Origin of the sequence: Pseudomonas putida (assembly GCA_029953615.1) — a bacterium.
Taxonomy (GTDB): Bacteria; Pseudomonadota; Gammaproteobacteria; order Pseudomonadales; family Pseudomonadaceae; genus Aquipseudomonas.
Genome location: CP124529.1, coordinates 4,546,032 through 4,557,219, shown reverse-complemented (window position 1 = coordinate 4,557,219; position 11,188 = coordinate 4,546,032). Strand labels below are relative to the sequence as shown.

The following is an 11,188-nucleotide window of genomic DNA, read 5'->3' as shown; positions in this document are numbered from 1 at the left end:
GCGCGCGATTGGCTATCGGGGCGGCCAACGGGCGGCGCTACAGTAACGCCATCCCCATCACACACCCTTTGGAGACAGCCATGCACAACCGTATCGAATGGGCCAAGCACGCCCCCGAGGCCTACAAGGCCATGGTCGGCCTGGAGCAAGCCCTGGCCAAGAGCGGACTGGAGAATTCCCTGCTGGAGCTGGTGCGGCTGCGGGCTTCGCAGATCAACGGCTGCGCCTATTGCGTGAACCTGCACGCCAACGACGCGCGCAAGGCCGGTGAGACCGAGGCACGCCTGCAGACGTTGTGCGTCTGGCAGGAAACCGCCTACTTCACCCCACGCGAACGTGCTGCACTGGCCTGGGTGGAGAGCCTGACCCGGCTGCCCGAGCACGGTGCGCCGCAGGCGGAATATGAAGCCTTGCAGGCACACTTCGAGCCGGCCGAAGTGGCCAACCTGACCCTGGCAATTGCCGCCATCAATGCCTGGAACCGTTTCGGGGTCGGGTTTGCCATGGTGCCGGCCTGATCATTGATCGGTCGCCTGTACCGGCCTCTTCGCGGGCTTGCCCGCTCCCACAGGGATCTCACAGGGCCTGAAAGCTGTGCTGCACCTGTGGGAGCGGGCAAGCCCGCGAAAGGGCCGGTGCAGGTAAACGCTACCGCCCGGCCAACCGCGCCCGGTAGCTCCCAGGGCTCTGCCCGGTCCATTTCTTGAACGCCCGGTGAAACGCACTGGGCTCCTGGAACCCGGTCTGCTCGGCAATCTCGGCAATGCTCAACTCCCCTTCGCGCAGCCGCTCGAAGGCCATTGCCCGGCGCACTTCATCCTTGATCTGCTGGTACGAACGCCCCTCCCGCTCCAGCTGCCGACGGAACGTACTGGCACTGACCCCCTGCAGCTGCGCCAGTGCCGCCAGCGTCGGCCACTGCCCATAGCGCCGCGCCCGCAGGTGCCGGTACACCTCGGCCACCAGCCCGTTCTGGTTGCGAAAGCGAATCACCAACCCCTGCGGCGCGCTGCGCAGGAAGGTTTTCAGGGCCGCCAGGTCCTGCACCACCGGCAGGCGCAGGTAGGCACTGTCGAACTCCACCTCGGTGCGCCCGCTGCCCAGGCGCAGGTCCGGCCCCCACAGCAGCAGGTCGTCCTCCTGGGCCGGGCGCGACACCGCCAGCTCGGTGCGGTCGATGGCGATCCGCCGCCCGGCCAGCCAGCACAGCATGCCGATCATCAGCACCAGGTAGGTTTCCTCGGCATACACCCGGGTCAGCGGGTCGGCGATGCTCGACTGCACGCTGATCAGCGCCCGCCCGCCACGCACCGTCAGGTTGCCGCGCAGGTCACGCAGGAACAGGCCGAAACCAGCCATGCACTGGCGCAAGGCTTTTTCCAGGTTCGGCTCCAGGATCAGGCCCCGGCAGATCAGGGCGAAGCTGCCCGGCGGCATGCCGTGGCTATCGAGGCGGAAGAACTCGTCGTCCAGGCGCTGGATCAGCGCCAGCCACAGCTGGGCGAAGGCTTTGGCCGGAACACGGGCCTGGGGTTGCTGGAGCAGTTGCGGGTCGATGCCCACCGCACGCAGCTGCACATCGCGTTCGCCGGGGCAGTCGCGCAGGGCATGGAGCATGGCATTGAGGAAGTACACGGCGACCGAATCGCTATCGCGCATGGCGGTTTTCGCTGTCTATGCTGAGTGGCAAAAAGTGCCAGGTTGTCTGAACAGTTACGGCATAGGCTGCTACAGAGCCTTTGCCTAGACTCGGTCCCACTCCGGGATCGCCGGCCATTCTCGCAGAGCCTGGCCCGGTCCCGCCATGCCTTCGCAATCGGAGCCCCTATGAGCAGCGCAGAAATCTACGTCGTCAGTGCCGTCCGTTCAGCCATTGGTGGCTTTGGCGGTTCCCTCAAGGACCTGCCGCTGGCCGACCTGGCCAGCGCCATCACCCGTGCCGCCATCGAGCGCTCGGGCGTGGCTGCCGAGCAGATCGGCCACCTGGTGATGGGCACGGTGATCCCCACCGAACCGCGTGACGCCTACCTGGCCCGCGTAGCGGCAATGAACGCCGGCATTCCCAAGGAAACCCCGGCCTTCAACGTTAACCGCCTGTGCGGCTCGGGCCTGCAGGCCATCGTCTCGGCGGCCCAATGCCTGCTGTTGGGCGACACCGATGTGGCCGTGGCGGCCGGCGCCGAATCCATGAGCCGTGGCCCCTACCTGCTGCCACAGGCACGCTGGGGCGCACGCATGGGTGACCTGCAAGGCATCGACTACACCGTCGGCGTGCTGCAGGACCCGTTCGAACACTTCCATATGGGCATCACTGCCGAGAACGTTGCGGCCAGGCACGGCATTACCCGTGAAATGCAGGACGAACTGGCCCTGACCAGCCAGCGCCGCGCTGCCCGCGCCATTGCCGAAGGCCGCTTCGCCAGCCAGATCGTCCCGCTGGAACTGAAAACCCGCAAGGGCAGCGTGCAGTTCAGCACTGACGAGCATGTGCGTGGCGAGGTGACTGCCGAGCAACTGGCAGGGATGAAGGCGGTGTTCAAGAAAGACGGCAGCGTTACCGCCGGCAATGCCAGTGGCATCAATGACGGCGCTGGCGGCCTGGTACTGGCCAGTGGTGATGCGGTGCGCCGCCTGGGCCTGAAGCCGCTGGCACGCCTGGTGGGCTATGCCCATGCCGGCGTCGAGCCTGAACTGATGGGCCTGGGCCCGATCCCGGCCACCCGCAAGGTGCTGGAGAAGACCGGCCTGAAAGTGCAGGACCTGGACGTGATCGAGTCCAACGAAGCCTTCGCCGCCCAGGCATGCGCCGTGGCTCGCGAACTGGGCTTCGACCCGGAAAAGGTCAACCCCAACGGTTCGGGCATTTCGCTTGGCCACCCGGTGGGCGCCACCGGCACCATCATCGCCACCAAGGCCATCCATGAGCTGCAGCGCATCCAGGGCCGCTATGCCCTGGCCACCATGTGCATTGGCGGTGGCCAAGGCATCGCCGTGGTCTTCGAGCGCGTCTGAAGGAGACTGACACATGAGCATTGAACAGATTGCCGTGATCGGCGCCGGCACCATGGGCAACGGCATTGCCCAGGTGTGTGCGGTGGCTGGCTACCAGGTGCTGCTGGTGGACGTTTCCGACGCTGCGCTGGAGCGCGGCGTGGCTACCTTGAGCAAGAACCTCGAGCGCCAGGTCAACAAAGGCACCCTCGACGCCGACAAGGCGGCTGCTGCACGCACGCGCATTCGCACCAGCACCGACTATGCCCAGCTGCGCGGCGCGCAGCTGGTGATCGAGGCCGCCACCGAAAACCTGCAGCTCAAGCAGCGCATCCTGCAGCAGGTAGCCGCCAACGTCGCCGCCGACTGCCTGATTGCCACCAATACCTCGTCGCTGTCGGTCACCCAGCTTGCGGCCAGCATCGAGCACCCCGAGCGCTTCATTGGCGTGCACTTCTTCAACCCGGTGCCGATGATGGCGCTGGTCGAGATCATTCGCGGCCTGCAGACCAGCGACAGCACCTACGCCCAGGCACTGGTGGTGAGCGAAAAGGTCGGCAAGACCCCGATCACTGCCGGCAACCGCCCGGGTTTCGTGGTCAACCGTATTCTGGTGCCGATGATCAACGAAGCGATTTTCGTGCGCCAGGAGGGCCTGGCCAGTGCCGAGGACATCGACACCGGCATGCGCCTGGGCTGCAACCAGCCGATCGGCCCGCTGGCCCTGGCCGACCTGATCGGCCTGGACACCCTGCTGGCGATCATGGAGGCCTTCCATGAAGGCTTCAACGACAGCAAGTACCGCCCTGCCCCGCTGCTCAAGGAAATGGTCGCGGCCGGTTGGCTGGGGCGCAAGAGCGGCCGCGGTTTCTTCACCTACTGAGGAGCGAATGCCATGCCCCCGGTCAATGCCGCGATGCGCTGTGCCAACTTTGAAGAGCGACGTGACCGGGCCATGGCGCTGTTTGCCGAAAAGGGCTTCGGTCAGGTCAGCATGCGCGAGCTGGCGGCCCATGTGGGCCTTACCGCGGGCTCGCTGTACCACCACTTCCCCAGCAAGCAGGACTTGCTGTACGACCTGATCGAGGAGCTGTACGAGGAGTTGCAGGCCACCCTCGACCAGGGGCGCCGGGCCATGGCGCGCGGCGCATCGGCGTTGAGCTGCCTGATTGCCGCGCACTGGCAACTGCATGCCGAGCGGCCCATGCAGTTTCGCCTGGCGGAGCGCGACTTCTGTTGCCTGAGCGACGACCAGCAGGCGCGCCTGGCCTTGTTGCGCAAGCGCTATGAGGCGGGGTTGCTGAGGTTGATCGCACCGCAGGCGAAGTTGCAGGGTGAGGCCCTGGTGGCCACGGCGCATGTGGTGGCGACACTGCTTAACCAGTTGCCGGGGTTGCTGAAGGCCTTGCCCGAGGAACAGGGGCTGGGGTTGATGGAAAGCATGCTGGTGGGTGGGCTGGAGCGGACCTTGCGCTAGCCTGCACCGGCCTCTTCGCGGGCTTGCCCGCTCCCACAGGAAACCCGCAGGCTTCAAGGTCTGCACAGAACCTGTGGGAGCGGGCGCGCCCGCGAAGAGGCAAACACAGTCAGCGCAGGAGCGACTGGATCTGCTCGTGCAAGGTATCCAGGTCGAACGGCTTGGCCAGGATCGGTGCCTTACGGGTGATCGGGCTGCCCGACTCGAGAATCTCCGCCGGGTAGCCGCTGATGAAGATCACCTTCAGGTCCGGCCGCAACTTCACCGCCGGCTCGGCAATGTCCACGCCGGAAATCCCGCCCGGCAAGCGGAAGTCCGTTACCATCAGGTCGAGGTGCGGCTTGCTTGCCAGAATCGCGAACGCCTGCTCGCCATCCTCGGCCACCAGCACGTGGTAGCCCTCGCCCGCCAGGTAATCACGCAGGATCATGCGAATCGCCGGTTCGTCCTCGACCACCAGCACTACATCTTGTGCATCTTCACTCATGTCAACGCCTTGAAATACTTACAACTGGCCATCAGACCCCAGGCTCATGCAGAGGTTGCCCGTGCCTGGTCGTTTTGTTGTTCGCAGGTTGCCAGTGGCAATTGCAAGGTGAAGGTGGCGCCTTTGCCCTCTTCACTCTCCACCAGTATGCGCCCGCCGTGTGCCTGGACGATCTGCTCCGATATGTACAGCCCCAGGCCCAACCCACCACTGGCCTGCTGGGTGGCGACCCGCTCGAACTGCTGGAAGATGCGCTGCTGGTTGGCCACGCCGATACCGATGCCATGGTCCTGCACCTGCACGCAGGCCAGGCCGTCCTGCTCGAACACCCGCACCTGCACCGGTTTGCGCTCACCATAACGCAAGGCATTGGACAACAGGTTGGCCAGCACCTGCTCGATGCGAAACTCGTCCCACTCGCCCTGCAGCGGCTCGCAGCGTTGCAACTCGATACAGGTGTCGAGTGCGCTGGCCTGGGCAGCGAAGTTCTCCACCAGGCCACGCACCAGCAGGCTCAGGTCGAACGCCTTGGGCCGCAGCGACAGTTTGCCGGTGCGGATGCGCGATACATCGAGCATGTCTTCGACCAGGCGGATCAGGCTGTTGATCTGCCGCTCGTCGCGCTCGACCATGGCCTGCAGCTTGTCGCCGCTGAAGGCGTCCAGGTTGCCGCGCGCCAGGTGCAGCTTGCGCAACTGGGTTTCCAGGATCAGGCCATTGAGCGGGGTGCGCACTTCGTGAGACACGATGGACATGAAGTCATCGCGCATGCGCACGGCATGCTCCAGTTCGCTGCGTGCCGTTTGCAGCTGGGCCAGCAGCAGTTCCTGCTCCTGGCGGCTGCGCTCCAGGGCCTGCAACTGGCGGTCGAGCACCTTGCGCTGGCGGTACAGATCGACGAACACCGATACCTTGCTCTTCACCGCCAGGGTGTCGAGCGGCTTGTGCAGAAAGTCCACCGCGCCGCTTTCATAGCCCTTGAACGCGTAGTTCATCTCGCGTCCGGCGGCCGTGACGAACACGATGGGAATGTTGCGGGTCTTTTCCGTGCCGCGCATCAGCTCGGCCAGTTCGAAACCGTTCATGCCCGGCATCTGCACATCGAGGATGGCCAGGGCGAACTCGTGCTCGAGCAACAGCGACAACGCTGCCTCGGCTGACTGGGCCTGGTGCACCTCGCGGTCTTGGCCCTGGATCAGGGCGTCGAGGGCCAGCAGGTTTTCTGGCAGGTCGTCGACGATCAGCAGTTTGGCGATGGTGTGGCTTAGCATGCGCTGGGTTCCAGGGCCGCGAGCAATCGCTCGATGCCGCTCAGAGAAAGAATATGGTCGGGCTGGTGCAGGGCCAGGGCGGCCTCCGGCATCAGCGCCACCTGTGCGTCGCAAGGGTCCTGGACCACGGTCCGGCCCCCATTGTGCTTGATATAGGCCAGGCCTTCGGCGCCATCCTCATTGGCCCCGGTGAGCAGCATGCCCAGCAGGCCGGCACCGTAGGCATCGGCCGCCGACATGAACAGGTAGTCAATCGCCGGCCGGGAAAAATGCACCGGCGGCTCCTGGCTCAACGACAGGGTCAGGTCACGCTCCACCGACAGGTGGTAACCGGGCCCGGCCACGTAGATCTGCCCGGCGCGCAGCGGCTGCTTGTCACGGGCCTCGCACACCGGCCGTCGCAGGCGGCGCTGCAGCACCTCGGCCAGCTGGCTGTGGCGGTCATCCGGCAGGTGCAGTACGCATATCACCGGAATGGCGAAGCCGGCCGGTAACGCGCCCAGCACGCTGAACAGCGCCGTCACGCCGCCCGCCGAGGCACCGATCACCATCGCGTGCACGCCTTTCATGACTTTCGGTAGATCCGTTCGGGCTTGACCAGCGACTCGAAGCGCTCGCTGTAAGCGGAAAAATCCACCGATTCCTTGCTGCCCAGCACCAGGAAGCCGCGGTGGCACAGGGACTCGTGGAACAGGCCCAGGGCACGATCCTGCAGCTCCTTGTTGAAATAGATGAGCACGTTGCGGCACGACACCAGCTGGGTTTCGGAAAACACGCTGTCGGTGGCCAGGCTATGGTCGGCGAAGGTCACGTTGTCGCGCAGGGTGCTGTCCATGATGGCGTTGCCGTAGGCCGCCGTGTAGTACTCGGCAAAGTCCCGCCGGCCACCGGCGAGGCGATAGTTTTCGGCGTATTCGCGCATGCTCTGCATCGAGTAGATGCCCTGCTTGGCCTTGTCCAGCGAATGCGGGTTGATGTCGGTGGCGTAGATGATGGTGCGCTCCAGCAGGCCCTCTTCGCGCAGCAGGATGGCCATGGAGTACACCTCCTCGCCCGTGCTGCAGCCGGCTATCCACACCTTGATCGACGGCCAGGTGCGCAGCAGCGGTACCACCTCGTTGCGCAGCGCCACGTAATGCCCCGGGTCGCGGAACATCTCGCTGACCGGGATCGTCAGGTACTGCAGCAACTGCATGAACATGCCCGGGTCGTGCAGCACGCGCTCCTGCAGCGCCGACACCGTGAGGCAGTCGAACTGGCGCAGCGCATGCAGGATCCGGCGCTTGATGGACGCACCGGAATAGTTGCGGAAATCGTAGCTGTACTTGAGGTAGATGGCCTCGATCAGCAAGCGGATTTCGATGTCGGTGTTACGTTCGCTAGTCAAATTCGCTCCAGTTGCGGCAGCCACACACGGATCAGCGAGAACAGGCGGTCCAGGTCGATCGGCTTGGCCAGATAATCGTTGGCGCCAGCCTGCAGGCAACGCTGCTGGTCATCCTTCATCGCCTTGGCGGTCACGGCAATGATCGGCAACTTGCGCCAGCGCGGTTGCTGGCGGATCAACCGGGTGGCCTCGAAGCCATCCATCTCCGGCATCATCACGTCCATCAGCACCAGGTCGATGTCGTCATGCTGCTCCAGGCGCTCGATGGCCTCGCGGCCGTTGCGGCCGATTTCGACGATCGCGCCCTTGTGCTCCAGCGCGCTGGTCAGGGCAAAGATGTTGCGCACATCGTCGTCCACCAGCAACACCTTGCGTCCTTCGAATACCTTGTCGCGGCTACGCGCGGTCTTGAGCATGCGCTGGCGTTCGTTGGACAGCTGTGACTCGACCTTGTGCAGGAACAGCGTCACTTCGTCGAGCAGGCGCTCCGGCGAGCGGGCGCCCTTGATGATGATCGAGCGCGAGTACTTGAGCAGGTCGGCCTCTTCTTCGCGGGTCAGGTTGCGCCCGGTGTACACGATCACTGGCGGGAAGGCACGGATGTCTTCGGCGGTCATGCGCTTGAGCAGCTCGTTGCCGAGCATGTCCGGCAGCTTGAGGTCGATGATCATGCAGTCGTAGATGTTCTCGCGCAGCAACGCCAGGGCATCCTGGGCCATGGCCACGGCGGTGATCTCGACATCGTCGTCGCCGATCAGGCGGGCGATGCTTTCGCGCTGCAGGTCGTCATCCTCCACCAGCAGGATATGCTTGAGCTTCTGGGTGAGCTTGGCTTCCAGGCGGGCGAACACTTCCTTGAGCTCTTCGCGGCTGGTGGGCTTGACCGCATAACCGACGGCGCCCATGTGCATGGCCGCCTCGACCCGGTCTTCCACGGAAATGATATGCACCGGTATATGCCGGGTATTGGCCTGTTCCTTCAGGCGCTGCAGCACGGTCAGGCCGGAATGGTCGGGCAGGCGCATGTCCAGCAGGATGGCATCGGGGATGTACTGGGCGGCCAGCTCGAAGCCCTCGTCGGCGCCCTGCGCCACCAGGCAGCTGTAACCCAGCTCGTGGGCCAGGTCGAAGAGGATGCGGGCAAAGTTCGGTTCGTCCTCGATCACCAGGATGCAGCGGTTGCCGAACGGCGCTTGCTCGCGGTCATCGGCAAACGCCGGCTGCGGCCGTTTCGGCGTTGCCGCCGCCGGCACCTGCGGCGCGGGTGGCAGGGTATCGACCGCCGGGCGCAGGCTGAGCGGCTCGATGTCCTGCGCCACGCGCTCATAGCGCTCCGGCAGGATCAGGCTGAACACGCTGCCCTGGCCGGGGCTGCTGTCGACACTGATCTGCCCGCCCAGCAGGTGCGCCAGGTCGCGGGAAATGGACAGCCCCAGGCCGGTGCCGCCATAGCGGCGGTTGCTGGTGCCATCGACCTGGTGGAAGGCGCCGAATATCGCCTCCTGCTGGTCGACAGCAATGCCGATGCCGGTATCGCGCACGGCAAAGACGATGCCGTGGTCGGGCTGGTAGCTGATGTTCAGGCTGACCTGGCCGCGCTCGGTGAACTTGATGGCGTTGGACAGCAGGTTCTTGAGGATCTGCTCCAGGCGCTGGCAGTCGGTGAACAGCGTGGCCGGCACCTGCGCCTCGGTGGTCACCTCGAAGGCCAGGCCCTTGTGCCCCGCCAGCGGCTCGAACATGCCGCGCAGGCCTTCGACCAGGCGCTCCACCTGGGTGCTTTCGGGGCGCACTTCGAGCTTGCCAGCCTCCACCTTGGCGATGTCGAGAATATCGTTGATCAGGTTAAGCAGATCGTTGCCGGCCGAGTAGATGGATTCGGCGAACTTGACCTGCTCGTCGCTGAGGTTGCCCTCGCCGTTCTCCGCCAGCAGCTTGGCCAGGATCAGCGAACTGTTCAACGGCGTGCGCAGTTCGTGGGACATGTTGGCAAGGAACTCGGACTTGTACTTGCTCGAACGCTGCAGCTCATCGGCGCGCGCCTGCAGTTCGTCCTGGGCGTGCAGCAGCTCGTCGTTCTTGCGGTCCAGCGCTTCGGTGCGCTCGGACAGCTGCTCGTTGGTCTGCTCCAGTTCTGCCTGCTGGGTTTCCAGGTGGGCCTGGGACTCCTTGAGCACGCGGGATTGCTCTTCCAGCTCCTCGTTGGCGGTTTTCAGCTCTTCCTGCTGCACCTGCAGCTCTTCGTTCAGTTGCTGGGTCTCGGCCAGCACCTCCTGCAGGCGCTGCCGGTAGCGGGCACTTTCGATGGAGATGCCGAGGTTGCCACTGACCCGTTGCAGCATCTCCTCGTCCTGCGCCCGCAGCGGCCGCAGGAAGCCCAGCTCGAGCACACCATTGACCTGCCCATCGTCGCCCGTTGGTATGAGCAGTGCACTGCGCGGCAGGCCTCGGCCCAGGCCGGAGCTGAGGTGGAAATAGTCCTCGGGCAAGTCTTCCAGGCGCAGCAGCCGTGTTTCGCGCACGGCCTGGGCCAGCAGGCCCTCGTGGTCACCCAGCACCTGCTCCCGCGCCTGCTCCTCGGCATCCAGGCCATAGCTGGCCACACGCACCAGGCGGCCATGCTCGTCACGCACGTACAACGCGCCGACCACGCTGCCGAGGTAACTGGCGAAGAAACGCAGGATATTGTCACCGAGCATGGGCAGGGTCAGCTGGCCCAGCACCTGCTCGGCCAGTTGGGTCTGCCCGTTGCGCAGCCAGGCCTGGTGCTCCAGGCGCTCGGCCGCGCGCTGCTGGGCTTTGAGGTTTTCGTCATAGCTCGCCGACAGCGCCAGCAGGTCGCGTCGCCCGAGGTAGGCCAGCAAGGCGCTGAGGCCGACGATGAACAACACGAAGGACGACATGACCGTGACAGTCACACTGTTGACCCGCTCGTTGCGCGTCATGCGCAACTGTTGTTCGCTGCTGATCAAGTTGTCGAACTCCTTGCGGATCTCGTCGGTCAGGCGCTTGCCGCGGCCGTTGCCGACCAGGGCACGGTAATCACCCTCGCTACGGCGCAGCTCGATCATCTGGCTACCAAAGGCATTCCAGGCCTGCTGCAAGGCGATCAGGCGGTCGATACGCTCAACCTGTTGCAGGTTATCGCCGACCATGCCGCGCAGGCTCTGCAGGCTGTCGATAACACGCGGCTTGGCCACCTCGTAAGGATCGAGGAAACGCTCGTCGCCGGTGATCAGGAAGCCGCGCATGCCGGTTTCCATGTCGATCGACAGTTTGACCGTTTCATTGGCATTGCCGATCACCCGGTCGGTGTGCTCGACCCACTGCAAGGCCGAAAGCAGGTAGTTGATAACCGCGACGAAGGCCACGGCCCCCAGCAGACCTACCCCCAAGGGGAGGCCGATGTTGCGGCTCAACAGCTTGCGGAAGCTTCGCTGGTCCATCGAGGCTGCTTGAATCATGTGAAAACGCCCGAGCTAGAAAAGTCCATTGAAAGGAGTGGCAAATCGGTTTTTGTCAGTAGCTGCCACTGCGTCGTCCTGTTAAGCGAGTCTAACCAGCTTTGCCGGGTC

Annotated in this window: 10 protein-coding genes; 4 read left to right on the top strand and 6 right to left on the bottom strand. The window is 64.7% G+C overall.

Features of this window, described 5'->3' with window-relative positions; genetic code table 11:
* Positions 1–80 precede the first annotated feature (80 nt).
* Positions 81–518 (top strand): carboxymuconolactone decarboxylase family protein, encoded by a 438-nt coding sequence (locus QIY50_20940; protein ID WGV19766.1) that lies wholly within the window; start codon positions 81–83, stop codon positions 516–518.
* Positions 519–648: 130 nt separating this feature from the next.
* Here QIY50_20940 and QIY50_20935 read toward each other — a convergent pair whose 3' ends face one another.
* Positions 649–1,659 (bottom strand): AraC family transcriptional regulator ligand-binding domain-containing protein, encoded by a 1,011-nt coding sequence (locus QIY50_20935; GenBank protein WGV19765.1) that lies wholly within the window; start codon positions 1,657–1,659, stop codon positions 649–651.
* A 168-nt stretch (positions 1,660–1,827) separates the two neighbouring features.
* Here QIY50_20935 and QIY50_20930 point away from each other — a divergent pair, with 168 nt between their 5' ends.
* From QIY50_20930 to QIY50_20920, 3 genes are read left to right on the top strand one after another with little or no spacing between them, the layout of a single operon-like run.
* On the top strand, positions 1,828–3,012 hold the full coding sequence (locus QIY50_20930; protein ID WGV19764.1) for an acetyl-CoA C-acyltransferase family protein: 1,185 nt from the start codon (positions 1,828–1,830) through the stop codon (positions 3,010–3,012).
* Between the two features lie 13 nt (positions 3,013–3,025).
* On the top strand, positions 3,026–3,874 hold the full coding sequence (locus tag QIY50_20925) for a 3-hydroxybutyryl-CoA dehydrogenase (GenBank protein WGV19763.1): 849 nt from the start codon (positions 3,026–3,028) through the stop codon (positions 3,872–3,874).
* A gap of 12 nt (positions 3,875–3,886) precedes the next feature.
* On the top strand, positions 3,887–4,468 hold the full coding sequence (locus QIY50_20920; protein ID WGV19762.1) for a TetR/AcrR family transcriptional regulator: 582 nt from the start codon (positions 3,887–3,889) through the stop codon (positions 4,466–4,468).
* 109 nt (positions 4,469–4,577) lie between these two features.
* On the opposite strand, the gene QIY50_20915 is transcribed toward QIY50_20920, so the two are convergent.
* From QIY50_20915 to QIY50_20895, 5 genes are read right to left on the bottom strand one after another with little or no spacing between them, the layout of a single operon-like run.
* Positions 4,578–4,955, bottom strand: a complete 378-nt coding sequence (locus QIY50_20915; protein ID WGV19761.1) for a response regulator — start codon at positions 4,953–4,955, stop codon at positions 4,578–4,580.
* Between the two features lie 44 nt (positions 4,956–4,999).
* A complete protein-coding gene (locus QIY50_20910) occupies positions 5,000–6,226 on the bottom strand; it encodes a hybrid sensor histidine kinase/response regulator (protein ID WGV19760.1) in 1,227 nt (408 codons plus the stop codon).
* Positions 6,220–6,795, bottom strand: a complete 576-nt coding sequence (locus tag QIY50_20905) for a chemotaxis protein CheB (protein ID WGV19759.1) — start codon at positions 6,793–6,795, stop codon at positions 6,220–6,222. Before QIY50_20905 ends, QIY50_20910 begins: the two co-directional genes overlap by 7 nt.
* Complete coding sequence (locus QIY50_20900) at positions 6,792–7,613, bottom strand: protein-glutamate O-methyltransferase CheR (GenBank protein ID WGV19758.1); 822 nt, start codon at positions 7,611–7,613, stop codon at positions 6,792–6,794. Before QIY50_20900 ends, QIY50_20905 begins: the two co-directional genes overlap by 4 nt.
* On the bottom strand, positions 7,610–11,077 hold the full coding sequence (locus tag QIY50_20895) for a response regulator (protein ID WGV19757.1): 3,468 nt from the start codon (positions 11,075–11,077) through the stop codon (positions 7,610–7,612). The genes QIY50_20900 and QIY50_20895 overlap by 4 nt, the downstream gene beginning before the upstream one ends.
* Positions 11,078–11,188: the final 111 nt, after the last annotated feature.

What these genes read in the sequence shown, in the direction of transcription:
- QIY50_20940 (WGV19766.1), top strand. Translation starts at nt 81, where the DNA reads ATGCACAACCGTATCGAATGGGCCAAGCACGCCCCCGAGGCCTACAAG.
- QIY50_20935 (WGV19765.1), bottom strand. Translation starts at nt 1,659, where the DNA reads ATGCGCGATAGCGATTCGGTCGCCGTGTACTTCCTCAATGCCATGCTC.
- QIY50_20930 (WGV19764.1), top strand. Translation starts at nt 1,828, where the DNA reads ATGAGCAGCGCAGAAATCTACGTCGTCAGTGCCGTCCGTTCAGCCATT.
- QIY50_20925 (WGV19763.1), top strand. Translation starts at nt 3,026, where the DNA reads ATGAGCATTGAACAGATTGCCGTGATCGGCGCCGGCACCATGGGCAAC.
- QIY50_20920 (WGV19762.1), top strand. Translation starts at nt 3,887, where the DNA reads ATGCCCCCGGTCAATGCCGCGATGCGCTGTGCCAACTTTGAAGAGCGA.
- QIY50_20915 (WGV19761.1), bottom strand. Translation starts at nt 4,955, where the DNA reads ATGAGTGAAGATGCACAAGATGTAGTGCTGGTGGTCGAGGACGAACCG.
- QIY50_20910 (WGV19760.1), bottom strand. Translation starts at nt 6,226, where the DNA reads ATGCTAAGCCACACCATCGCCAAACTGCTGATCGTCGACGACCTGCCA.
- QIY50_20905 (WGV19759.1), bottom strand. Translation starts at nt 6,795, where the DNA reads ATGAAAGGCGTGCACGCGATGGTGATCGGTGCCTCGGCGGGCGGCGTG.
- QIY50_20895 (WGV19757.1), bottom strand. Translation starts at nt 11,077, where the DNA reads ATGATTCAAGCAGCCTCGATGGACCAGCGAAGCTTCCGCAAGCTGTTG.